This is a genomic window from Nocardioides pinisoli, from assembly GCF_024199985.1.
GTDB lineage: Bacteria > Actinomycetota > Actinomycetes > Propionibacteriales > Nocardioidaceae > Nocardioides > Nocardioides pinisoli.
On sequence record NZ_JANARS010000006.1, the window covers coordinates 68,825 to 91,013 of the forward strand.

General features: G+C 71.6%; 22 protein-coding genes and 1 tRNA gene. 7 read left to right on the forward strand and 16 right to left on the reverse strand.

Features of this window, described 5'->3' with window-relative positions; translation table 11 throughout:
* Positions 1–65: 65 nt before the first annotated feature.
* From NCI01_RS14340 to eno, 12 genes are all read right to left on the reverse strand, one after another.
* Complete coding sequence (locus NCI01_RS14340; protein ID WP_254182178.1) at positions 66–272, reverse strand: helix-turn-helix domain-containing protein; 207 nt, start codon at positions 270–272, stop codon at positions 66–68.
* Positions 265–690 carry a hypothetical protein gene (locus tag NCI01_RS14345; protein ID WP_254182179.1) on the reverse strand — a complete coding sequence of 142 codons (426 nt, stop codon included), beginning with the start codon at positions 688–690 and terminating at the stop codon, positions 265–267. Before NCI01_RS14345 ends, NCI01_RS14340 begins: the two co-directional genes overlap by 8 nt.
* Complete coding sequence (locus NCI01_RS14350; RefSeq protein WP_254182180.1) at positions 690–1,790, reverse strand: hypothetical protein; 1,101 nt, start codon at positions 1,788–1,790, stop codon at positions 690–692. The genes NCI01_RS14345 and NCI01_RS14350 overlap by 1 nt, the downstream gene beginning before the upstream one ends.
* A gap of 194 nt (positions 1,791–1,984) precedes the next feature.
* Complete coding sequence (locus tag NCI01_RS14355) at positions 1,985–2,212, reverse strand: hypothetical protein (RefSeq protein ID WP_254182181.1); 228 nt, start codon at positions 2,210–2,212, stop codon at positions 1,985–1,987.
* A 369-nt stretch (positions 2,213–2,581) separates the two neighbouring features.
* Positions 2,582–2,655: transfer RNA gene (locus NCI01_RS14360), tRNA-Leu, on the reverse strand.
* A gap of 17 nt (positions 2,656–2,672) precedes the next feature.
* Complete coding sequence (gene def / locus NCI01_RS14365; RefSeq protein ID WP_254182182.1) at positions 2,673–3,230, reverse strand: peptide deformylase; 558 nt, start codon at positions 3,228–3,230, stop codon at positions 2,673–2,675.
* 11 nt (positions 3,231–3,241) lie between these two features.
* On the reverse strand, positions 3,242–3,760 hold the full coding sequence (locus NCI01_RS14370) for a glycine cleavage system transcriptional repressor (RefSeq protein ID WP_254182183.1): 519 nt from the start codon (positions 3,758–3,760) through the stop codon (positions 3,242–3,244).
* 13 nt (positions 3,761–3,773) lie between these two features.
* Positions 3,774–4,607 (reverse strand): uracil-DNA glycosylase, encoded by an 834-nt coding sequence (locus tag NCI01_RS14375; RefSeq protein ID WP_254182184.1) that lies wholly within the window; start codon positions 4,605–4,607, stop codon positions 3,774–3,776.
* Complete coding sequence (locus tag NCI01_RS14380; RefSeq protein WP_254182185.1) at positions 4,604–5,536, reverse strand: Ppx/GppA phosphatase family protein; 933 nt, start codon at positions 5,534–5,536, stop codon at positions 4,604–4,606. The genes NCI01_RS14375 and NCI01_RS14380 overlap by 4 nt, the downstream gene beginning before the upstream one ends.
* 4 nt (positions 5,537–5,540) lie before the next feature.
* Entirely contained in the window at positions 5,541–6,065 is a 525-nt protein-coding gene (locus NCI01_RS14385; RefSeq protein ID WP_254182186.1) for a DUF501 domain-containing protein, read from the reverse strand.
* Positions 6,062–6,682, reverse strand: coding sequence for an FtsB family cell division protein (locus tag NCI01_RS14390; RefSeq protein ID WP_254182187.1), 621 nt, complete (start codon positions 6,680–6,682; stop codon positions 6,062–6,064). Before NCI01_RS14390 ends, NCI01_RS14385 begins: the two co-directional genes overlap by 4 nt.
* 19 nt (positions 6,683–6,701) lie before the next feature.
* Positions 6,702–7,979, reverse strand: a complete 1,278-nt coding sequence (gene eno / locus NCI01_RS14395) for a phosphopyruvate hydratase (RefSeq protein WP_254182188.1) — start codon at positions 7,977–7,979, stop codon at positions 6,702–6,704.
* A gap of 131 nt (positions 7,980–8,110) precedes the next feature.
* On the opposite strand from eno, the gene NCI01_RS14400 reads away from it, so the two are divergent.
* Both NCI01_RS14400 and NCI01_RS14405 read left to right on the forward strand, forming a co-directional pair.
* Complete coding sequence (locus NCI01_RS14400; RefSeq protein ID WP_254182189.1) at positions 8,111–8,932, forward strand: helix-turn-helix domain-containing protein; 822 nt, start codon at positions 8,111–8,113, stop codon at positions 8,930–8,932.
* Positions 8,929–10,170, forward strand: coding sequence for an APC family permease (locus NCI01_RS14405; RefSeq protein ID WP_254182190.1), 1,242 nt, complete (start codon positions 8,929–8,931; stop codon positions 10,168–10,170). Before NCI01_RS14400 ends, NCI01_RS14405 begins: the two co-directional genes overlap by 4 nt.
* Before the next feature lie 45 nt (positions 10,171–10,215).
* On the opposite strand, the gene NCI01_RS14410 is transcribed toward NCI01_RS14405, so the two are convergent.
* The 3 genes from NCI01_RS14410 to mfd are packed head-to-tail and all read right to left on the reverse strand — an operon-like array spanning position 10,216 to position 14,912.
* On the reverse strand, positions 10,216–10,635 hold the full coding sequence (locus NCI01_RS14410; RefSeq protein WP_254182191.1) for a MazG nucleotide pyrophosphohydrolase domain-containing protein: 420 nt from the start codon (positions 10,633–10,635) through the stop codon (positions 10,216–10,218).
* Between the two features lie 4 nt (positions 10,636–10,639).
* Complete coding sequence (locus tag NCI01_RS14415) at positions 10,640–11,317, reverse strand: hypothetical protein (protein WP_254182192.1); 678 nt, start codon at positions 11,315–11,317, stop codon at positions 10,640–10,642.
* Positions 11,318–11,321: 4 nt separating this feature from the next.
* Positions 11,322–14,912, reverse strand: a complete 3,591-nt coding sequence (gene mfd / locus NCI01_RS14420; protein WP_254182193.1) for a transcription-repair coupling factor — start codon at positions 14,910–14,912, stop codon at positions 11,322–11,324.
* Between the two features lie 157 nt (positions 14,913–15,069).
* Between mfd and NCI01_RS14425 the strand changes: the two genes are divergently transcribed.
* Entirely contained in the window at positions 15,070–15,747 is a 678-nt protein-coding gene (locus NCI01_RS14425; protein ID WP_254182194.1) for a hypothetical protein, read from the forward strand.
* An 80-nt stretch (positions 15,748–15,827) separates the two neighbouring features.
* Here the strand turns inward: NCI01_RS14425 and NCI01_RS14430 are convergent, their stop codons facing one another.
* Complete coding sequence (locus tag NCI01_RS14430; protein ID WP_254182195.1) at positions 15,828–17,756, reverse strand: sugar-binding domain-containing protein; 1,929 nt, start codon at positions 17,754–17,756, stop codon at positions 15,828–15,830.
* Positions 17,757–17,893: 137 nt separating this feature from the next.
* On the opposite strand from NCI01_RS14430, the gene NCI01_RS14435 reads away from it, so the two are divergent.
* The 4 genes from NCI01_RS14435 to NCI01_RS14450 all read left to right on the forward strand — a co-directional run bounded on the left by NCI01_RS14435 (position 17,894) and on the right by NCI01_RS14450 (position 22,182).
* On the forward strand, positions 17,894–18,901 hold the full coding sequence (locus NCI01_RS14435; protein ID WP_254182196.1) for a LacI family DNA-binding transcriptional regulator: 1,008 nt from the start codon (positions 17,894–17,896) through the stop codon (positions 18,899–18,901).
* A gap of 101 nt (positions 18,902–19,002) precedes the next feature.
* Positions 19,003–20,313, forward strand: coding sequence for an ABC transporter substrate-binding protein (locus tag NCI01_RS14440; RefSeq protein ID WP_254182197.1), 1,311 nt, complete (start codon positions 19,003–19,005; stop codon positions 20,311–20,313).
* A 4-nt stretch (positions 20,314–20,317) separates the two neighbouring features.
* Positions 20,318–21,295 carry a carbohydrate ABC transporter permease gene (locus NCI01_RS14445; protein ID WP_254182198.1) on the forward strand — a complete coding sequence of 326 codons (978 nt, stop codon included), beginning with the start codon at positions 20,318–20,320 and terminating at the stop codon, positions 21,293–21,295.
* On the forward strand, positions 21,292–22,182 hold the full coding sequence (locus NCI01_RS14450) for a carbohydrate ABC transporter permease (protein ID WP_254182199.1): 891 nt from the start codon (positions 21,292–21,294) through the stop codon (positions 22,180–22,182). The genes NCI01_RS14445 and NCI01_RS14450 overlap by 4 nt, the downstream gene beginning before the upstream one ends.
* Positions 22,183–22,189: the final 7 nt, after the last annotated feature.

The window sequence follows — 22,189 nt, forward strand, 5'->3', positions numbered from 1 at the left end:
AGGGTGCAGCGCCGGTGAGGCTGCTCGGATCGACGTAAGGCCCCCACCGGCGCTGCGGATCGTGGTCAGGCCTCGCCGGGCCTGTACTGCGCTGCGAGCCAGCGCTCGAATGACTCGGGGCTGACGCGGATCTTCCCGAGCCGGATGGACTCGACTTCTCCAGTGGCGACGAGTCGCCGCACCATGCGGAATGAGACCTCGTATTCCTCTGCAAGCTCGCGCTGGTCGGGCCAGTCGGCCGCCTGTCGAGCGATCGTCTTCATGTCAGCCATCGGTGGCCTCCTTCGTGATGAGCACGTCAGGTCGCAGGCGACTCGCGCACGAGCCGCACAACAGCAGCGGGACGAGGTTGCGAGGCACAGCGATCACCGCGGCACCCGCGATGCGCCGCACGGAGCGGCATCGGTCGCACTCCCCACCTAGCGGCATGCTCCCGATGACTTGCCGAGTGATGTCGTGCTCGCTGATCGCGTCGTCGAGGTCGACCAGCCGGCCATTGGCCCACAGCAGGTATGCGCGGTCGTCGCGCAGACCCGGCCAGTCGTCCCCCAGCCGCTCAAGAACGACGCGCTCGACCTCGGCATCGGCCATGAGTTGCTGATTCCAAGGCCACGCGTGCTCGACCTCATTCACCAGCGCCAGCACTTGATCAACATGCGCTCGCTGTCCAGGCGTCAGTCGGATATCCATCAGCCGACCCCGACGAACTGCGACGGCGCGGTGTACGTACCGCTCGCGGTGACCTGCAGAACCGCAGCCGCACCCCGGTGCCGCACGCCGGTGCCGAAGCCACGGACGAACAAGGCATCCTGTAGCGGATAGTCAGGAACACGACCTCGCACGATGTTGAGGCCGCGCAAGCTTGTCGTCGGGTGCTCGCGGAAGCCGACGGGGTTGAACTGACTGTTGTCGCCGCCCGTGGATACGCAGAGCACGTAGCCAGCAGGGATGAGCGAATTCTCCCCAACCCACGCGGGCCCGTACGCACCGATGAGCGGCTGATCGCCGATCGATGCCGGAGGCGTGTCACCGACCACCGTCTCAGTCGTGAGCCGAGCCGGAGCGCCAGCGCCAGGGATGAAGTCGAACGAGCCAGAGCCGCCACTGGCGGTGCTGCGGAACCCGCGGATCACGTTCGCCTGCGCGCGGTTCACCAACAGGACGAGCCGACCGTTGCGGCCTTGCCCGTAACCGTGCTCCAGAACAAGCTCCATGAGCGCATCCACGCTGACCTGAGTGAGGCTCGCGTTGGCCGTCGTGACGTAGTGAGTGTGAGTCGGTCCGAAGGTCCTTCCGTCGTAATCCGGCGGCACCATCGAGTCGCCGTTCCACAACGGCAGAACCGCCTTCCCCTCCTTGTTGGTGCGGGCGGTGTTGTTGAACAAGGCCGCCATAACGCCTTGAAAGACCTGCTTGGAGTCGGCCTCCATCACTGAGTTCGTGATGGCGTCCGTCTGCTCCTTGGTAGCGTCGGCGAGGAACTGCCAGGTGAATCGCGTCGCCGCGTCGCGCCAGCGGAACATGAAGCCCAGTTCCGCCTGAGTGATAGTGGGCCGCGTGCCAACCGGCTCGCCGTACTCGGACGCGTCCTCGAAGTCGTTGCCGGTGAAGGTCTGGAGGACCGCGTCAACAGAGAGCGTGGTCTTGAACGAGAGCAGGTTGACGATCGTGCCGCGGCGAGCGTTGTACTCGGCGACCGCGTCGCTGTAGTCCTGCCAAAGCTTGTTGAGATCGGTGCCGTCAGCGAGCGCAGTGAGCAGATCGCCTCCGGCGTTGATGCCCCTTGCCATGAGCGTCCCCTTCCGGGATTGATTGAGCCTTCAATCAACGACGCTAAGGTGCTCGCTCGACCGGTCTGTGCCGTTCGTGTGCGCCCCGTGCGGCGCTCACTCCTCTGGCGACCTCTATTGAGTTGTCAATCCGAGCGTCCTGCTGAGCGCCCTCACCCACCCCCGACGACTTGGTCAGGAGTGAGAGACAGCGCTCAGGAAGCGCGTTTTGGAGCCCGACCGGCCTTCTTGCCGACGGGCACCATCGACCGCTCCATGAGCGCTTCGAGGTCGGCGGTCTTGAAGAAGCACGGCCCTGTGGGACCGCCCGGATAGAAGCGGTTCAGCCGCCCCTCGTACGACCAGCGCTTGAGTTGGCGCTCGGACAGTCCGAATACGGCGGGGACGTCCTGCTTGCGGATGTACATCGGGTGCTCGGTCACGCGAGGCTCCTCGGATCAGCGGGTCCGAAGACGACATTGGCCACCAGACCCGACGTTGCTGTCGGATCGGTGGCCCATGGAGCACCAGCCGTCACTGGTTGGGCTACCGCGTACCAGGGTGCGTCCTCTGCCAGCGATCTCTTTCGCTGCGGGGCTCGTCGCCTGCCTGACGTTCTGCCGCGATCCTACGCCGGTCCACGAGCATGCGGTTGCTGCTCAGCAGCCTCCCTCGACCGCCTCCGGCCGCCGTGGACCGCGGTGAAGCCGTGGTGTTGTCGGAGCGCCGAAAGAGCGCGACATTCCCTGCACGTCGAGCGCTCCGATCCCGAATCGCGGTCGCCGCCGCAGGTAGGCGTGGGTTTCACTCGGTGCCCCGGCTGGGGTTCGAACCCAGACTGTGCGGTTTTTAAGACCGCTTCCTCTACCGGTTGGGATACCGGGGCGTCGACCCGCAGTCGGGTCAGAGGTAGGTCTTCCGAGCGTAGACGGCGTGCGCGCCGGCCGCGCGGTCGAGGAAGAGCAGCCCGTCGCAGTGGTCGATCTCGTGCTGCAGCGCCCGCGCCTCGAAGGCCTCGGCCTCGAGCTCGACCTCCTCGCCGGTGCCGGGCAGCCATCCGCGTACGACGATCCGGCTGGGGCGCTTCACGTCGCCGGTGAAGTCGGGCACGGACATGCAGCCCTCGCGCGCCTTCTCGTTGCGGCTGCCGGAGACGACCTCGGCGTTGCACAGCACGAAGGTGCCGTGGTGCCCGCGGGTCTTGGGGTGCTCGGACACGTCGACGCAGAACACCTTGGCCCCCACCCCGACCTGGGGCGCGGCCAGCCCGACGCAGCCGGGCGAGACGCGCATGGTGGCGACGAGGTCGGCGGCGAGGCGTACGACGTCGGGCGAGGTCGGGTCGACCGTCTCGCCGAGCGTGGACAGCACGGCCGCGGGCGCGCGGACGACCTCGCGCACCTCTCCGGCCACGCCGAGATCGGTCTCGGCCCACTCCAGGACCCGAGTGTTGACGACCATGGCGCGGCCGCTCAGAGCTCGTCGGCGTCGGCCGGGTGGAGCGAGACCCCGACACCGAGGTCGGCGGCGACGCGCGTCAGCTCGCCCTCGACGGCGGCCACGTCGGCGCCCGCCGGCAGGTCGACCTCCGCGACGAGCAGGTAGAGGTCACCGGCGAGACGCGTGGTGAGGTCGGTGATGTTGCCTCCCGCCCCGGCGACGACCGCAGCGACGGCCGACACGATGCCGGGGCGGTCCGCGCCGTGCACCGACAGCACCCACGCGGTGCCGTCGCCGGCTTCCACGTGCTCGGTCGGGACCTCCCGGACGGTGACGGTGAGGCTGCCGTCGGCGGTGAGCGGCGCGAGCGCCTGCTCGATCTCCGCGTCGGGCGCCGCGCCCTCGCACACCAGCATCATCGCGAAGTGGCCGCGCAGCAGGGTCATCGTCGAGTCCTCGAGGTTGAGGCCCAGCCCGGCGAGCTTGTCGGTGGTCTCGGCGATGATGCCGGGACGGTCGTGGCCGAGGACGGTGATGGCGTGGAGGGTCACGTCCGACATGGTCTCAGAGGTCGGAGCGTGTCAGCGCCCGTGCCCGCTCGAAGACCTCGTCGGTCATCTCGCGGGTGAGCCGGCGGGTGTAGGTGTTGTGCGGCGAGGGGTGGTAGCAGCCGAGCAGCGTCACGTCGCCCAGCGCCACCTCGGCACCGTGGGCGAACTTTGGACGCCTCGCCGGTGCGGGCGCCCCGGCCGCGACCAGCGAGCGGACGGCCCCTTCCCACCCGAACGCCCCCAGCGCCACGACCGCCCGCACGGTGGGGAGCAGCGCCAGCTCGGCGGCGATCCACGGCGCGCAGGTGTCGCGCTCGACGGCGGTCGGCTTGTTGTCCGGGGGCGCGCACCTCACGGTCGCGACCATGCGCGCCCCGACGAGCCGCTGCCCGTCGCCGGCGTGGTCACTGGTCCCCTGCGCCGCCCAGCCCGTGCGGTGCAGGCTCGCGAAGAGCCAGTCGGCGCTCGGGTCGCCGGTGAAGATGCGGCCGGTGCGGTTGCCGCCGTTGGCCGCCGGGGCCAGCCCGACGACGAGCAGCGACGGCTCGGGGTCGCCCCAGCCCGGGATCGGGCGCCCCCAGTAGGGCTGGTCGGCGAACGACGCCCGCTTCTCCACCGCGACGCCCTCGCGCCACGCGACCAGCCGCGGGCACGCCGAGCACACGCTCACCCGGGCGTCGAGCTCGGGCAGCGGCGCGTCGTGGGCGAGTCGTCGTACGTCGTCGGCGTCGCGCGCCACCGGCGTGTCCGGCGCGCCCGGGTCGTCGGGCCACCCGACGCCGGGAGCCACGGGGCTGGTGAACGCCCCGCCGACGACGGGGTGGGGCAGCAGGACGGGGCCGGTCATCGCGCGATGGCGGCGGCGATGCCGTGCAGGATGTCGGCCTCGGAGACCACGTGCTCCATGACCGGCACGCGGTCGAGGATGCGGGTCCAGATGAGGGCGCCCGCGCCGATGACGTCGGCGCGTCCGGGGTGCATGTAGGGCAGCGACCGTCGCTGGGCGACGGTCATCGCGAGCAGGTCGGCGACGTAGGAGGCGGTCGCGGCGTTGGGCAGGACGGCCTGGTCGAACGCCTCGCGGTCGTAGCAGCCCAGGCCAAGCACGCCGCACGCGACGGTCTTGATCGTGCCCGAGGTGCCGACGACGGTGCGCGCGCGCCCGAGCGGGATGCCGGAGTCGTCGAGGTGCCGGTCGATGTCGGCGACGCACGCCGCGACCTCGTCGGCGGTGGGCGGGTCACCGGCGAGGTGGCGCTCGTGGAGCCGGACGGAGCCGATGTCCATCGACACCGCCCTCCGGTCGCCGCCGCGCCCCAGCACCAGCTCGGTCGAGCCGCCGCCGATGTCGACGACGAGCACCGGCTCGGGCGGCATCGGGACCTGCGCGGCGATGGCGCCGGCGTAGACCAGCGCCGCCTCCTCGTCGCCGGACAGCACCTCCGGCTCGATGCCCAGCCGACGGCGTACGCCCTCGGCGAAGACCGCGGCGTTGCTCGCGTCACGGGTGGCGGACGTGGCGCAGAAGCGCATCCGCTCGGTCGGGACACCGTGGCGCCGGATCACCTCGGCGAACTCGTCGATGGCCGCGAAGGTGCGCTCCAGCGCCTCGTCGGCGAGCAGGCCCGTGCGGTCGACGCCCTGGCCGAGCCGCACGACGCGGGAGTCACGCAGCGCGACGTCGAGCCGTCCGTCGTCGCGGACGGTCCCGATGAGGACCTTGATCGAGTTGGTCCCGCAGTCGATCGCCGCGACGGTGGTCTCCGACTGGGTCATGCCGTCATTGTGCCGGGGGCCGCTCGACGCAGGGACCGGACGCCCACCAGTCGCCGAGCAGGTCGAGGACCTCGTCGCCCAGCGGGTTGACCCCGCGGCCCATCGCGAGGGACTGGCCGGCGAGCACGTGGAGGCACTTGACCCGGTCGGGCATCCCGCCGGCGGTGATGCCCTCGATCTCGGGGACGTCGAGCCCGGCCCGCTCGCCCACCTCGGCGCGGAAGGCGAGGTAGCGCTCGTGCGCCGTCCGGTAGGCCGCCGCGAGCTCCTCGTCGGTGCCGAGGCGCTCCTGCATCTCCTTCATCAGGCCGGACCCCTCGAGGGTGCCGATGCGTGAGGCGGCGCGCGGGCAGGTCAGGTAGAAGGTCGTCGGGAACGGGGTGCCGTTGGGCAGCCGGGGCTCGGTGGTCACCACGTCGGGGTTGCCGCACGGGCACCGGTGGCCGACGGAGTCGATGCCGCGGGGTCGCCGCTTGAGCTGGGCGTGGATGGCGGCCTCGTCGGCCGGGTCGATCTTCTGCTGGTTCACTGCTTCGTCCCGTCGACGAGGTCGACCGGCTCCTGTTCGGGCGGGGGCGGGTTGCCGGCGAGCTCCATCGACTCCCACGCCGATGTCCACCAGGCCTTGGGCACCGTCTTGATGACGTCGTCCGGGTCGTTGAGCGAGGCCTGTGCCTCGATGGGCTCGCCGTCGGGCCCGATCACCTCGAAGCCGGCCTCGCCGGGCATCAGGTAGCCGAACCGGGCGCGGGCCTGCGCCTTGACGTAGGCGGGATCGTCCCACCGCTTCTTCTCACGCTCGAGGTCGTTGATGCTGGCCTCGCGCTCGGCGATCTGGGCCTTGAGGTCGCCGATGTGGGACCGCTGCTGGAGGTAGGCCCGCAGCGAGGACGCGTAGGACACGGTCAGCACCGCGAGCACGAGCACCAGCACCGCGGCACGCCCGGTGAAGCGAGGCCGGCGCGCGGTGCTGCGCGTGGCAGGACGCGCCGTCGCGGCGAGGGGCTCCGCGGTCCGCGAGGACGTCGTACGCGTCCCGGCCGCCCTCGGTCGTGAGCCGCGGGCGCCGGGGTGCGTGCTGGAGCCCTGCCTCGGACCGCGCGACCCTCCGGGCCCGCCCCGAGGCGTACGGCGCTGGGAAGGCATGCAGGCCAGTCTGCCTGCTTCAGCCCTTGAATCGCGGGAAGGCGCCCCGGCCGGCGTAGCGAGCCGCGTCACCCAGCTCGTCCTCGATGCGGAGCAGCTGGTTGTACTTCGCGACGCGGTCGGAGCGGGCCGGCGCACCGGTCTTGATCTGGCCGCAGTTGGTGGCCACGGCGAGGTCGGCGATGGTGGTGTCCTCGGTCTCGCCCGAGCGGTGGCTCATCATGTTGCGGAAGCCGGCGCGGTGGGCGAGCTCGACGGCGTCGAGGGTCTCGGTGAGCGAACCGATCTGGTTGACCTTGACGAGCATCGCGTTGGCCTGGCCGCCGTCGATGCCGCGCTGCAGGCGCTCGACATTGGTGACGAACAGGTCGTCGCCGACGAGCTGGGCCTTGGTGCCGAGCGCCTCGGTGATCGCCTTCCAGCCGTCCCAGTCGTCCTCGTCGAGCGGGTCCTCGATGGAGACGATCGGGTAGCTGGCGACGAGGTCGGCGTAGTAGTCGACCATCGCGTCGGTCTTCACCTTCTTGCCCTCGAAGGTGTAGGAGCCCTTCTCGAAGAACTCGCTCGCGGCGACGTCCATCGCCAGCGCGATGTCCTTGCCGAGGGTGAAGCCGGCGGACTTGACGGCCTCCGCGATGAGGTCGAGCGCGGCGCGGTTGCTCTCCAGGTCGGGGGCGAAGCCGCCCTCGTCGCCCAGGCCCGTCGACAGGCCCTTCTTCTTCAGCACCGACTTGAGGGCGTGGTAGACCTCGGCGCCGTGCTGGAGGGCCTCGCGGAAGGTCGGCGCGCCGATCGGCGCGATCATGAACTCCTGGACGTCGACGTTGGAGTCGGCGTGGGCGCCGCCGTTGACGATGTTCATCATCGGCACCGGCAGCAGGTGGGCGTTGGGGCCGCCGACGTAGCGGAAGAGCGGCAGACCGGCCGACTCCGCGGCCGCCTTGGCGGTGGCGAGCGAGACGCCGAGGATGGCGTTGGCGCCGAGCTTGGCCTTGTTGGCGGTGCCGTCGAGGTCGAGCATCGTCTGGTCGACGAGGCGCTGGTCGTCGGCGTCGAGGCCGACGACCGCGCCGGCGATCGAGTCGATCACGCCGTCGACGGCCTTCTGCACGCCCTTGCCGAGGTAGCGCTTGCCGCCGTCGCGCAGCTCCACCGCCTCGAAGGCGCCGGTGGAGGCGCCGCTGGGCACGGCCGCGCGGCCGAAGGCCCCGTCGTCGAGCATGACCTCCACCTCGACGGTGGGGTTGCCGCGCGAATCGAGGATTTCGCGGGCACCGACTGCAGCGATGATCGACATGGCAGGACTCCTGTGGGGAACGTCTGAGGATCTCGAGGGACCCGGTGGGATCCCGTGGGGCGGCTGCCAGCCTAGTCACGCGCGAGACGTACGTCGTCGGGGTGTCCGTGCGCGCCGCTACCGTGCGCCGCGTGCCGACCCCCGCCGACCACCTCCTGGCCCTCGTCGAGCGCGCCGGGCGGGCCGGGGAGGACGACGCGATGCTCGACCGGCTGCGCCTGGCGATGGCCGGGGAGTCCCCGGCGAGGTTCGCCGGCCGCCTCGTGCTCGAGCGGGCCGCCCACCTGGTGGCGACGACCGATCGCACCCTCGGCGACATCGCGTCCGAGTCCGGCTTCCGGGGCTACGACGTCTTCGCGCGCGCCTTCCGGCGCGAGCTCGGCGCCCTGCCGTCGCAGTGGCGGGCCGACCCGACGTCCCACCTGATCGACGCCCCGGGCGACGCCCACGTCCACCCGCCGGACGGCGTCCGGCTGCCCGCTCGGTGGACGATGGACTCCGTGGACCTGGTCGTCGACATGGCAGAGCGCCACGTGCGCCTCGTGACGAGCCTCGTCGAGGCCGCCGCACAGGTGGCCGGGCCCGAGCTCGACCGACCCGTCGACGGTGGCGCCCTCCGATCGGCCCTGGCCTCCGCCGTGCGGCAGCTGACCGTCTTCACCGCCCTCGCCCGCGACACCGACGCCGACACCGACACACCGGCCGACGACGAGCACCTGGGCGTGCTGCTCGAGCGCGTGGCGCGGGTCGGTCCCGACTTCGTCGGGTCGGTCGCCCGGCTGGGCGCGACCGGTCGCTTCGACGAGGCGTTCGTCGAGGCGTTCGGGCCGGAACCCACCACGACCTCGTTCGCCTCGATGCTCACCCGCATGCTCACCGACGCCGACGACACGCTCCTGCTCGTCCGGACCCGGCTCCGCGAGTGCGGCGTCGCCTGGCAGGTGCCCGCATGAGCGCCCAGCCCGCCCTCGCCCGCCGCCTGGGCACCGCCGACGCGGTCGTGGTCGGGCTGAGCGCGATGCTCGGGGCGGGCGTCTTCGTGGCGTTCGCCCCGGCCGCGGAGGCCGCCGGTCGCGGGCTCCTCCTCGGCCTGGCGATCGCGGCCGTCATCGCCTTCTGCAACGCCGTGGCGTCCGCCCAGCTCGCCTCGTCGCACCCCGCGTCGGGCGGCACCTACCTCTTCGGTCGCGAGGTCCTCGGCCCGTGGTGGGGCTTCCTGGCCGGGTGGGGGTTCGTCGTCGGCAAGACCGCCTCGTGCGCCGCGATGGCCATGACCTTCGCCGCCTACGCCGCGCCCGGCGCCGGCGCGTGGCAACGCGCACTCTCGGCGCTCGCGGTGGTGGCGTTCACCGTCCTCAACCTGCGCGGGGTCACCCGCACGGCGACCGCGGCCAAGGTCCTGCTCGCCGCCACCCTCGTGGTGCTCGTCGGGTTCCTCGTCCTCACCGCGGCGGGCGACGCCGCGCCGGTCGGCCCCCTCGCCGCGACCGGGGGCGCGTGGGGCGTCCTGCAGGCCGCGGGGCTGCTGTTCTTCGCCTTCGCCGGCTACGCCCGGATCGCCACCCTCGCCGAGGAGGTCCGCCGCCCCGAGGTCCTCGGTCGCGCGATCCTCGTCGCGCTCGGCACCGCGGTCGTCCTCTACCTGCTCGTCGCCCTGGCCCTGGTCCACGTCCTCCGCGACGCCCTCCCCACGTCCGAGGTGCCCGTCGCCGACGCGACCGCGTCGCTAGGCGCCGACTGGGCCGTCCCGCTGGCCCGGGTCGGAGCCGCCGCGGCCGCCCTCGGCGCCCTGCTCGCCCTCCTGGCCGGTGTCGGGCGTACGACGCTCGCGATGGCCCGCGAGCGCGACCTGCCGGCGCCCCTCGCCTCGGTCGACGAGCGCCACCGGGTGCCCGACACCGCGCAGGTCGTCATCGGCGTCGCGGTGGTCGCGCTCGTGCTGCTCGCCGACCTGCGCGGGGCGATCGGCTTCTCGTCGTTCGGGGTGCTCGTCTACTACGCCGTCGCCAACCTCGCCGCGATGCGCCAGCCGCCCGAGCAGCGCCGCTGGCCGCGGGCGCTCCAGGTGCTCGGCCTGGTCGGCTGCGTCGTCCTGGCCGCCGCTCTCCCCCTCGGCTCGGTGCTGGCCGGGCTCGCCGTGCTCGGCGTCGGGGTCCTCGGACGGGCGGTCGCGCTGCGACGCCGTACGTGACCGATCGCTGACGTCATGGGAATCGGCGGTGCGAACCGACGATCCTCATGACGTCCCGTCGCCGGCCGCCTTCTCCGCCTTCTCCGCCTTCTCGGCTGCCTTGGCCGCGTTCCACAGGCGCAGCACCTCGGCGGCGTCGGTGGCGACCGCGTCGCCGAAGACGTGGGGGTTGCGCCGCTCCATCTTGGCGATCACCCCGCGGGCCACGTCGTCGAGGGTGAAGTCACCCGCCTCCTCGGCGATCACCGCGTGGATGACCACCTGCAGCAGCAGGTCGCCCAGCTCGTCGCATAGCGCGGCCGGGTCGCCCGACTCGATCGCCTCGACGACCTCCTCGGCCTCCTCGCGCACGAACGGGATCAGCGAGGTGTGGGTCTGCTCCCGCTTCCACGCGCACTCGCGCCGCAGCACCCGCATCTGCTCGGCGAAGTCCTCCAGGGCCGAGCCCTCGGGCGAGGCGGTCACGAGCTCAGCCGCAGCGGTGGCTGACCGGGAGCGTCTCGGCGAAGGCCGGGTCGGGCTCGGTCGCCAGGCCCGCCTTCGCGGTCTCGCCGACCGCCACCGACGTGTTGGTGTCGACCGCGGACAGCACGCCGTCGACGTTGCGCAGGCCGAAGCGCGGGTCGATCTCGAGGTCGTGGGTGTTGGGCCACTGGTTGAACACGTCGATGCCCGCCTGCGTGGTCTGCTCGGCGGTCGGCTCGGTGACGCCCTGCTCCTCCAGGACGATCCGGCCGACCTGGTCGAGGATGTCCTGGGCGTAGGCCGAGGTGGACGCCAGCTCGACGAAGTCGTCGCGGACCTCCTCGGGCTGGGCCTCCGCCGCGGTCTGGCGCTGCGCGACGTCGTCGTAGTAGGTCGAGCCCGGCTCCACGCCGTACTCGTCGGCGATCTGCGAGGCCTGCGAGCGCAGCGTCAGCAGCTGGACGACGTACTGGCGCACGAAGCCCATCGGCACCGCCGACTCGAGCTCGCCCACCGCCGTGCAGTAGTTGGACGTGACCTCGTCGACGTGGCGCGTCGAGATCTCCTCGTCACCGACCTTGACCGCGACACCGGGGCTGGCGCTGCCGCATCCGGTCAGCAGCAGTCCTGCGAGGGCCACCATCACCCAGGTGGGCGCGGCCGTCAGGCGGGTCTTGCTCACGAGGTCACTCCTTGGTCGAGACGGTCGAGGCGGTCGAGGCGGCGACGGGCGCCGGAGCGGCGATGACGTCGTCGATCACGCCGCGGGCCCATTCAAGCAGGGCGACACCCGCCACCGGGCGTACGGGGAAGCCGTTCTCCTGCGGCCGCGGCACCAGGATCGTGCTCGTGGGCGCCTTGACGACGCTCTTGGGGTGCAGCCGCTGGAGGCGTACGACGCGCGAGTCGGGCAGGTCGACCGGGGCGAACCGGACGAACTTGCCGGCCAGCGTCACCTCGCCGACCCCGACCTGGCGGCAGCGGGCGCGGAAGCGCGCCACGACGAGCAGCGACTCCACGACCGCGGGCGGGTTGCCGTAGCGGTCGAGCAGCTCGGCGCGGACCTCGTCGACGTCGGCGTCGGTGCGCACCTCGGCCAGCCGCTTGTAGATCTCGAGCCGCAGCCGCTCGCTGGGGATGTAGTCGTGCGGCAGGTGGGCGTCCACCGGCAGCTCGATGCGGACCTCGGCGAGCTCCTCCTCGTTGCCGCCCTTGAAGTCGGCGACGGCCTCGCCGACGAGCCGGACGTAGAGGTCGAAGCCGACGTCGGCGATGTGGCCGGACTGCTCACCGCCGAGGAGGTTGCCCGCCCCGCGGATCTCGAGGTCCTTCATCGCGATCGCCATGCCGCCACCGAGGTCGGAGTGCTGCGCCAGCGTCGCGAGCCGCTCGTGGGCGGTCTCGGTCAGCGGCTTCTCCGCCGGGTAGAGGAAGTAGGCGTAGGCCCGCTCGCGGGAGCGGCCGACGCGACCGCGCAGCTGGTGCAGCTGGGAGAGACCGAGGGTGTCGGAGCGCTCGATGATCATCGTGTTGGCGTTGGACACGTCGAGGCCGCTCTCCACGATGGTCGTGCAGACCAGGACGTCGAAGCGCTTCTCCCAGAAGTCGAGCATGACCTGCTCGAGGGCGTGCTCGCCCATCTGGCCGTGGGCGGTGGCGACGCGCGCCTCCGGGACGAGCTCGCGGATCCGGGCGGCGGCCTTCTCGATGGACTGCACCCGGTTGTGGATGTAGAAGACCTGGCCCTCGCGCAGCAGCTCGCGGCGCACGGCCGCGACGACCTGGCGGTCCTCGTAGGCGCCGACGTAGGTCAGGACCGGGTGGCGCTCCTCCGGGGGCGTGGTGATCGTGGACATCTCGCGGATGCCGGTGACCGCCATCTCCAGGGTGCGCGGGATCGGCGTCGCGCTCATCGAGAGCACGTCGACCGACGTGCGCATCCGCTTCATCTGCTCCTTGTGCTCGACACCGAAGCGCTGCTCCTCGTCGACGATGATGAGGCCGAGGTCCTTCATCTTGATCTCGGGGTTGAGCAGGCGGTGGGTGCCGACCACGATGTCGACCGAGCCGTCGGTCAGGCCGGCGATGACCTCCTTGGCCTCCTTGTCGGTCTGGAAGCGCGACAGGCCCTTGATGACGACCGGGAAGCCCGACATCCGCTCGGAGAAGGTCGACATGTGCTGGGTGACGAGCAGCGTCGTCGGCACCAGCACCGCGACCTGCTTGCCGTCCTGCACCGCCTTGAAGGCTGCCCGCACCGCGATCTCGGTCTTGCCGTAGCCGACGTCACCGCACACGAGGCGGTCCATCGGCACCACCTGGCGCATGTCGGCCTTGACCTCGTCGACGGTCGTGAGCTGGTCGACGGTCTCGGTGAACGGGAAGGCGTCCTCGAGCTCGCGCTGCCACGGGGTGTCGGGGCCGTAGGCGTAGCCCTTGGTGGCCTGGCGCGCGGCGTAGAGCTTGATCAGCTCGGCCGCGATCTCGCGGACCGCGCGGCGCGCCTTGTTCTTGCGCTTGGTCCAGTCGCCGCCGCCGAGGCGGTCGAGGCTGGGGTTCTCGCCGCCGACGTAGCGGGTGACCTGGTCGAGGGTGTCGGCCGGGACGTAGAGCATGTCGTTGGGACCGCCGCGCTTGCTGGGGCCGTACTCGAGGACGAGGTACTCCCGCACCGCGCCGCCGATCTCGCGCTGCTTCATCTCCACGAAGCGGCCCACCCCGTGCTGCTCGTGCACGACGTAGTCGCCGGCCTTGAGCTCCAGCGGGTCGATCTGCTTCTTGCGGCGCGTGGGCATCTTCCGCATGTCGCGGGTCGAGGTCTTCTGCCCCGACAGGTCGTCACCGGTGACGACGGCGACCTTCGCCTCGTCGTCGACGATGCCGTGCACGAGGTGTCCGCACGTCACGGTCACCACGTTGGCCCCGGCGGACTCGCCCTCCTCGACGAGGCGCGCGGCGAGGTCGTTCTCGCCCAGCAGCTCGACGAACCGCTGCGCGGGTCCGTGACCCGCGTGGACGACCACCACGTCGACGCCGTCGGTGAGCCAGCCGCGGATGTCGTCGACGGCCTGCTGGAGGTCGCCGCGGTAGGCCTCGGCGGGGTGCGTGGGCAGCGCGAGGGAGCTGTCGTCCTCCTCGATCCCGAAGGGGCTGACCGTCCACCACGCGTGCCCGAGGCCGAGGGCGTGGAGGCGTACGTCGGCGATCTCGCGGTAGGACGCCGCGCCGAGGTCGATGGGTGCGGTGCCGCCACCCGCCGCGGCGGCCCACGAGGCGCCCAGGAACTCCTCGCTCGTCGCGACCAGGTCGTGGGCGCGGGTGCGGGCGCGCTCGGGGTCGAGGACGAGGACGGTGGTGTCGGCGGGCATCAGGTCGACGAGCAGCTCCATGGAGTCGACCAGCGCGGGCGCGAGCGACTCCATGCCCTCGACGGCGATGCCGGCGGCCATCTTGTCGGTGAGCTCGAGCAGCTGCGGGTGCGCCTGGCCGAGCTCGGCGGCGCGGCGTCGTACGTCGTCGGTGAGCAGCAGCTCGCGGCATGGGGGCGCCCAGAGCCGGTCCACCGCCTCGAGGGTGCGCTGGTCGGCGACGGAGAAGCTGCGGATCTCCTCGACGTCGTCGCCCCAGAACTCCACACGCAGCGGGTGCTCCTCGGTGGGCGGGAAGACGTCGACGATGCCGCCGCGGACCGCGAACTCGCCGCGCCGCTCGACCATGTCGACGCGTGAGTACGCCGCGTCGGCCAGGCCGCGCACGACGTCCTCGAGCGAGGTGGTGTCTCCCGGGGCCAGCTCGACCGGCTCGATGTCGGCGAGCCCGGTGACCTGGGGCTGCAGCAGGCTGCGGATGGGCGCGACCACCACCTTCAGCGGCCCGTTGGCGGCGTCGGTGCCGGGGTGGCGCAGGCGGCGCAGGACGGCGAGCCGGCGGCCGACCGTGTCGCTGCGCGGGCTCAGGCGCTCGTGGGGCAGCGTCTCCCAGCTCGGGTAGTAGGCGACCGCGTCGGGGTCGACGAGGTCGGCCAGCTCCTCGACCAGGTCCTCGGCCTCGCGCGAGGTCGCGGTGACCGCGAGGACCGTCCGGCCGCGCTCCACGAGGCCGTGGACGACGAAGGGCCGGACCGCGCCGGGCCCGGTCAGGTCGAGCGAGGACTGCACCGCGGCGTCGGCGAGGGCCCCGCCCAGCGTGGGGGCGGCGACGACGCGCCGGGCGACGGCGGCGAGGGGCGTGGACGGCACGGGAGGTTCCTTCGAGAGCACGCGGAAGAGCCCCCACATGGGCAGGAGGCGGGGGAGGATGAAAGTCTACGGGGGCTGCCGGACACGGGCGCGCGGGGGACGAGGGGTTTGTCCCGTGCGGCTCAGGGGTAGCACCAACCTCAACGCCCGGCGTCGCCGGGCGGACAGAACTTCTCCTGAGAGGAACAACGGGGACATGCGCACCACTCGTCTCATCGCCGGCGCGGTCAGCGCCGGACTGCTCGGCCTGACGCCGATCGCCATCGCGGCGCCGAGCCAGGCGGCCGACACCTGGACCACCGCCACCACCGCCACGCCGAGCACCGACAAGGTGGTCTACGGCGGCGACCTCTACATCACCGTCGACCTGACGAGCTCCGACGGCTACGCGCCCGGCGGCACCGAGGGCACCGTGACCCTGATGGCCCTGGAGGCCGGCGGCAGCGCCTGGGTCCCGGTCGCGACCGCGGAGAACACCTACGCGTCGTTCTACGACGTGAAGCCGCAGATGAACACCCAGTACAAGGTCGTCTACAGCGGGTTCACCGCCACGACCAGCTACCAGGACAACTACACGCCGAGCGAGTCCGCGCCCTTCACCATCGGCGTCGCGCGCAAGATCACCGCGCCCAAGTCCGGCTTCGTGATCAAGGGCAAGGTCACGCCCGACTACGCCAAGAAGAAGATCGTCATCAAGGTCTCCAAGAAGGAGAAGAAGGGCTACAAGTCCTGGAAGACGATCAAGACCAACAAGAAGGGCAAGTACGAGGTCCGCCTGCCCCGCCGCGGCGGCACCTGGTACTGGACCTTCACCACCAAGGGCGACTCGAAGTACCTCGCCAACGGCTTCGGCTGGCGCACCTGGGTCTCCTGACCCCCTCGCACCTCACGCACGTCCCGCGCACGGCCCGGCAGAGCACCGCTCTGCCGGGCCGTCGCACGTCCGCCCAGCGGTCAGGGGGCGCCGTCGCGGGTCGGCTCGGCGGCGTCGGCGCGCGTCTCGTCGACCTCGCTCGCCGGGTCGGAGCGCGCGGGCCGCGACAGGGCGGCACGGATGTGCTCGACCGGGGCCTTGGGCTGCCGGTCGGCCGTGAGGAGCCCGTTGTCCTCCTGCTCGGTGTCGGTCAGCTGGGTGTAGCAGAACCCCGCGATCGTGGGGCTGTCCACGAGCGCATCGACGAGCTCCGCCAGCTTGGCGACGAGGTCCTCGGCGCTGGCGACGGTCGAGTAGCCGAACCACTCCTGGCCCTCGTCCGGCTTGAAGGACAGGCCGCCGAACTCCGTGACGACGACGGGTTGCCCGCGCTCGGTGCCCTCCTCCAGCAGCACCCTGCGGCGGCCCGGCCGCCCGTCGCGCAGGCTCCGGTCGAGGGCCTCCTGGGTGCCGTAGCGCTCGCGGAGCCCGCGGCCGCTCGGGCCGTAGTCGTGCACGCCCCAGATGTCGCTGTCCGTGTGCTCCCAGCCGTCGTTGCTGATCGCCGGCCGGCTGGCGTCCACCGACCGCGTGAGGTGGTAGAGCGCGGAGGCGAAGTGCCGCTGGGCGGGGTCGTGCTCGACCATCTGGAAGCCCCAGCTCTCGTTGAGCGGCACCCACGTGACGATGCAGGGGTGGCTGCGGTCGCGCCGGACGACCTCCAGCCACTCGCGGGTGAGGCGCTCGACCATCGTCGGCGAGTAGGCGTAGGGGCTCGGCATCTCCCCCCAGACCACCAGGCCGAGGCGGTCGCACCAGTAGAGGAAGCGCGGGTCCTCCACCTTCTGGTGGACGCGGACGCCGTTGAAGCCGAGGGCCTTGATGAGCTCGACCTCGCGGCGCAGCGCCCCGGGCGAGGGCGCGGCGAGGTGGGACTCGGGCCAGTACCCCTGGCCCAGCACCAGCCGCAGGAAGTAGGGCTGGTTGTTGAGCAGGAAGTGACCGTCGGCGTAGCCGACCCGGCGGAAGCCGGTGTAGCTGGTGACCTCGTCGACCGGCTCGCCGTCGCGCAGCAGCGCGAGGTCGACGTCGAGGAGGTTGGGCCACTCCGGTCGCCACGTGATCCGGTGGACCTCTTGGTAGTTGCGCGCGAACGGCAGCTCCACCGAGACCCGCACCTCGGGGTCGATGACGGCCACCGTCGTCTCCGCCAACGTCTCGCCCTCGAACCGCACGCGGCACCGCAGGGCGAGGCCGGTCCCCGCGGACCGTGGGACGCGCGCCTCGACGTCGACGCGACCGCGGACGACGTCGGGGCTGATGTGCAGGTCGGTGAGGTGGGCGGGGCTGACCCGCTCCCACCACACCGGCTGCCAGATCCCGGTCGTGCGGTGGTACCAGATGGTGTGGGGCTTCTCGGCCCAGTCCTGCTTGCCCCTCGGCTGGGTGACGTCGTCGTGCCAGTCCTCGGCGCGGACCACCACGACCTGGTCGTCGGTGGAGGCGTCGAGGGCGTGGGTGACGTCGAGGGTGAAGGAGGAGTGCCCACCTTCGTGGTCGCCGACGCGGTGGCCGTTGACCCAGACCGTGCAGCGGTAGTCGACCGCCCCGAAGGTGAGCAGGATCCGGTCGCCGTCGTCAGGACGCGGGCACGGCACGACGCGTCGGTACCAGACGACCGGGTGGTAGCCGGTGTCGTGGATGCCCGAGAGCCGGGACTCGGGCGGGAACGGGACGACGATCTCGCGGTCGAACACGGCCTCCTGCGTCCACCACGACTCGTCGAGGCCGCGGTCCGCGTCGTCGTGGGCGAAACCCCACGCGCCGTCGAGCTCGACCCACTCCGCCCGGGCGAACTGCGGCCGGGGATGCAGGACCTCGTCCTCCTCCGTGACGTCCGGTGCTTCCTGGGCGTCCGCGGTCTCCGGCGCTTCCGGTGCTTCCGGTGCGGTGGCGGGCGGCTGGGGCACGTGCTCTCCTAGGGTCGAGGCGGGCGCCGGGCGGCACGCTGGCGTGCGGCGATGGGGGGCTCCCCGTATGTTTACATCGTTGGAGAAGCCCAGCAACCCGCGCGTCACGCCGCGCAGTGCGTCACGGAGGACAGGTCATGGCTGTCAGGCTGAAGGACGTCGCCGAGATGGCCGGCGTGTCGGTGAAGACGGTCTCCAACGTCATCAACGGCTACCCGCACGTCAGCGCGACGACGCGCGCCCGCGTGGAGGCGGCCGTCGAGGCGCTGGGCTACCGGCCGAACCTCCAGGCGCGCAGCCTCCGCACGGGTCGCAGCGGGGTCATCGCACTGGGGGTGCCCCGGCTCGACGAGGTCTACTTCGCCGAGGTGGCGGCGCACGTGATCGACGCCGCCGGCGCGCTGGGACTGACCGTGCTGGTGGAGCAGACCGACGGCGAGCGGGAACGCGAGCTCGAGGTGCTGTCGGGGATCCGGCCGGGGATGGTCGACGGGGTGATCCTGAGCCCCCTCGGGTTGAGCCGCACGGACGTCGACGAGACCACGCGTGGGGTCCCGGTGGTGCTCCTGGGCGAGCGGGTGTCGGGAAGCGCGGTGGACCACCTGCGCATCGACAACGTCGAAGCCGCTCGACAGCTGACGCGCAGCCTGCTGACGAGCGGCCGGCGACGCGTCGCTGTCGTCGGCGTACCCACCGGCTCGCACGCGAGCGCCGCCCGGCTGCGCCTCGACGGCTACCAGCGCGCGCACGGGGACCTCGACGTCGCCTGGGACGACGAGCTGTGGATGTCGGTCGCCGGCTATCGGCGCGCCGACGGCGCGGAGGCCGTGCACCGGCTGGTCGGGACCGGGAAGCCGTTCGACGCCATCTTCTGCTTCAACGACCTACTCGCGCTCGGCGCCCTCGCGGTCCTCCGCCGGCACAGCGTCCGGGTGCCCGAGGACGTTGCCGTCGCGGGCTTCGACGACATCGACGAGTGCTCCTACAGCGTCCCGACGCTGACCTCGGTGTCCCCCGACAAGGGTGAGCTCGCGCTGCGCGCCGTGCACACCCTGCAGGCGCGCATGGACGGGGCCGGCGACGTCCCCGACCCGGAGGTCCCCTTCGCCGTCGTCCAGCGCGAGAGCACCGCGTCCAGCCGCTGAGGCGCGCGTACGAGGCCCGGAGCGCGGCTATTTACATCGTTGGAGAACCGGTGTAGACCAGTGGCCGTGTGAACCCCGACACACGCCCGAGGAGTTGAGTGATGGCCCTGACCCGACGACAGCTCCTGGCGATCGCCGGTGGCGCTGCCATGACGTCCGTCGTGAGCGGGTGCGGCGGATCGACGGTCCCGACCATCGACACCGGATCGGCCCTCGGCGCGAGCTATGACGGGCCGCCCGTGACCATCAGCTACTGGCACGGTTTCACGGGCGGCGACGGTCCCGCCATGCGCGACCTGGTGGACCGGTTCAACTCCGAGCAGGACCGCATCACGGTGGAGCAGAACACGATCAACTGGGCGCAGTACTACCAGCGGGTGGTGGCCGCGATCCACGCCGGCCGCGGGCCCGACGTCGGGGCGATGCACCTCGAGCAGCTCGCGACGCAGGCGGCCCGCCAGACCGTGAACCCCCTCGACGACGTCCTCGAGGAGCTCGGCCTCAGCGCAGAGCAGTACCCCGAGCAGGTGTGGAACGCCGGGGTCGTCGACGGCGTCAGGTACGGCGTCCCGCTGGACGTGCACTGCCTGGCCAGCTACGCCAACCGGTCGATGCTCCAACGCGTCGACGTGTCGCAGCAGCCGCGCACCGGCGCCGAGCTCCGCGAGGTGCTCGACGCGATGACCGCCGCCGGCCTCGAGACGCCGTTCTGGATGCCCAACCGCTGGCCGGCCCACCTGATGTTCCTCTCCCTGCTGTGGCAGTTCGGCGGCGAGCCCTACGCGGAGGACGGCAGCGAGGCGCTCTTCGACAGCGACGCCGGCGTCGAGGCCCTGTCCTGGATGCGCCAGCAGGTGGAGGACGGCTACAGCCCGGACAACGTGGCCGTGGACACCCAGTACACCGCGTTCAAGAACGGCGAGGGTGCCTTCACCTGGGACGGCATCTGGCAGGTCAACGACCTCCAGGCGGCCGCGGAGGACCTCGACTGGGGCATGGCGCCGATCCCGACCATCGGCGAGAAGCCGGCGGTGTGGGCCAACTCCCACCACCTCGTCCTGTTCCGCGACCGGAGCCCCGACGACGACCGGCTGCAGGCGGGGAAGGCGTTCATCCGCTACCTCACCGAGCAGTCGGCCGCGTGGTCGGGCGCCGGCATGATCCCCGCCCGCAACGAGGCGCGGGAGACCCCCGAGTTCACCGACTCCCCCCAGGCGGCGCTGGCTCCGGCCATCCCCGCGATGCGCTTCCTGCCCAGCGTCCCCGGCGTGCCCGACGTGCAGGCGCAGACGCTGGAGACCGCGGTGAGCGAGGCGATCCTCGGGCGCCTGGCCCCCGACGCCGCCCTGCGCGACGCCGCCGGCCGCGCGACCAAGCTGCTGCAGGCCAACCTCGACAAGTTCGGGCGGTGACACGATGACCACGACCCAGACGCGGGACGACGCGAGCCAGGACGTCCGACCCGACCCGGCGCGAGGCACGCCGGGCAGCGGGCGGCGCCCGCACGAGAACCGCGACGCCTACCTGTTCCTGGCCCCCTACCTGCTGCTGTTCGTGGCGTTCGTGATCGCCCCGTTCGGCTACGGCCTGTGGATCAGCCTCCACGAGTACGACTACTCGCTGCCCGAGAAGCCCTGGGTGGGCCTGGACAACTACACCGGGCTCCTCGACGGCACGTCCCCCTACGCCGAGGCGTTCTGGGACTCGATGAAGGCGACGTGGATCTTCACCGTCCTCTCGGTGCCGCTGCTGCTGGTGCTGCCGCTGCTCGTGGCCATGGTGATGAACGAGAAGTTCCGCGGCCGCAACCTCTTCCGGGCGATGTACTTCGCGCCCTACGTGCTCGGCGTGGCCGTGGTCGCCGTGCTGTGGCGCTACCTCCTCGACTCCAACATCGGGCTGGTCAACCACTACCTCGGCGTGCTCGGGCTGCCGTCCGACACCGCGTGGCTGACCTCGCAGCCGTGGGCGTGGATCTCCCTCGTCGCCGTCACCGTGTGGTGGACGCTGGGGTTCAACGCGATCATCTACCTCGCCGCGCTCGGGGAGATCTCCCCCGACCTCTACGAGGCCGCCCGGATGGACGGCGCCAACGGCTGGCAGCGCTTCGTCCACGTCACGCTGCCGGGCCTGCGTCCCGTGCTGCTGTTCGTCACCAGCGTGACGATCATCGCCTCCGTCAACATGTTCGGCCAGTCGTTCCTGATGACCCAGGGCGGACCGGGCACCGAGACACGCACCGCGATCTACCAGATCGCCGACACCGGCCTGACCAACTTCAACTCGGGGGACTCGACCGCGATGTCGATGATCTTCTCGTTCTTCCTGATGCTCGTCAGCGTCCTGGTCTTCTTCCTCTTCCGCGACCGTGAGCCGGAGGGCAACCGACGATGAGCACTGCCACCCCCACCCGCGAGCACGACACCGAGCGACCGCACGAGGACGACGGCGGCAGCCCTGCGCGGCTGCGCCGGATCCTGAAGTACGGCGTCCTCGGCGTCCTGACGCTGCTCTTCGTCAGCCCGCTGCTCTACATGCTGTCCACGGCGTTCAAGACGACGGGCGACGCCGCCTCACCCGACCCGCAGTGGATCCCCGACAACCCCACCACCGGTGCCTTCGAGGCGATCCTGGGCAACGACGGCACGCCGGTCGTGCGCTGGCTCGTGAACTCGCTGGTCGCAGCAGGCCTGCAGTCGCTGCTCATCGTGGCCACGGCGGCGCTCGCCGGCTACGCGCTGGCCCGCATGGACTTCGCCGGGAAGAAGTGGGTCTTCGGCATCATCATCGGCACGCTGTTCATCCCGCCGGTCATCCTGCTGATCCCCAACTACCTGATCACCAGCCGCATCGGGTGGCTCGACACCCTGGCGGCGGTCATCGTGCCGGGTGCCGCCGGCGCGTTCGGGGTGTTCTTCATGCGCCAGTTCTTCCTCGGCATCCCGCCCGAGCTGGAGGAGGCGGCCTCCATGGACGGCGCCGGACGGTTCCGCACCTTCGTCACCGTGGTGCTCCCGCTGTCGCGGCCGGCACTGGTGACGCTCGGCATGCTGTCGTTCCTCACCAACTGGAACGACTTCCTGTGGCCGGTCTACGTCCTGTTCTCCCCGGAGAGCCAGACCCTCCCCGCAGGTCTGGCCACGCTGCAGAACGCCAACGCCGTGCGCTACGACCTGCTCATGGCGGGCGCGGTGATCGCCTCGGCGCCCGTGCTGGTCCTCTACGCCGCCGCCCAGCGCTTCGTCGTCGAGGGGGTCTCCCGAGCCGGGTTGAAGGGCTGACGCCCCA

What these genes read in the sequence shown, in the direction of transcription:
- NCI01_RS14445 (WP_254182198.1), top strand. Translation starts at nt 20,318, where the DNA reads ATGACCACGACCCAGACGCGGGACGACGCGAGCCAGGACGTCCGACCC.
- eno (WP_254182188.1), bottom strand. Translation starts at nt 7,979, where the DNA reads ATGTCGATCATCGCTGCAGTCGGTGCCCGCGAAATCCTCGATTCGCGC.
- def (WP_254182182.1), bottom strand. Translation starts at nt 3,230, where the DNA reads ATGGTCGTCAACACTCGGGTCCTGGAGTGGGCCGAGACCGATCTCGGC.
- NCI01_RS14340 (WP_254182178.1), bottom strand. Translation starts at nt 272, where the DNA reads ATGGCTGACATGAAGACGATCGCTCGACAGGCGGCCGACTGGCCCGAC.
- NCI01_RS14345 (WP_254182179.1), bottom strand. Translation starts at nt 690, where the DNA reads ATGGATATCCGACTGACGCCTGGACAGCGAGCGCATGTTGATCAAGTG.
- mfd (WP_254182193.1), bottom strand. Translation starts at nt 14,912, where the DNA reads ATGTGGGGGCTCTTCCGCGTGCTCTCGAAGGAACCTCCCGTGCCGTCC.
- NCI01_RS14435 (WP_254182196.1), top strand. Translation starts at nt 17,894, where the DNA reads ATGGCTGTCAGGCTGAAGGACGTCGCCGAGATGGCCGGCGTGTCGGTG.
- NCI01_RS14380 (WP_254182185.1), bottom strand. Translation starts at nt 5,536, where the DNA reads ATGACCCAGTCGGAGACCACCGTCGCGGCGATCGACTGCGGGACCAAC.
- NCI01_RS14390 (WP_254182187.1), bottom strand. Translation starts at nt 6,682, where the DNA reads ATGCCTTCCCAGCGCCGTACGCCTCGGGGCGGGCCCGGAGGGTCGCGC.
- NCI01_RS14405 (WP_254182190.1), top strand. Translation starts at nt 8,929, where the DNA reads ATGAGCGCCCAGCCCGCCCTCGCCCGCCGCCTGGGCACCGCCGACGCG.
- NCI01_RS14425 (WP_254182194.1), top strand. Translation starts at nt 15,070, where the DNA reads ATGCGCACCACTCGTCTCATCGCCGGCGCGGTCAGCGCCGGACTGCTC.
- NCI01_RS14440 (WP_254182197.1), top strand. Translation starts at nt 19,003, where the DNA reads ATGGCCCTGACCCGACGACAGCTCCTGGCGATCGCCGGTGGCGCTGCC.
- NCI01_RS14450 (WP_254182199.1), top strand. Translation starts at nt 21,292, where the DNA reads ATGAGCACTGCCACCCCCACCCGCGAGCACGACACCGAGCGACCGCAC.
- NCI01_RS14375 (WP_254182184.1), bottom strand. Translation starts at nt 4,607, where the DNA reads ATGACCGGCCCCGTCCTGCTGCCCCACCCCGTCGTCGGCGGGGCGTTC.
- NCI01_RS14350 (WP_254182180.1), bottom strand. Translation starts at nt 1,790, where the DNA reads ATGGCAAGGGGCATCAACGCCGGAGGCGATCTGCTCACTGCGCTCGCT.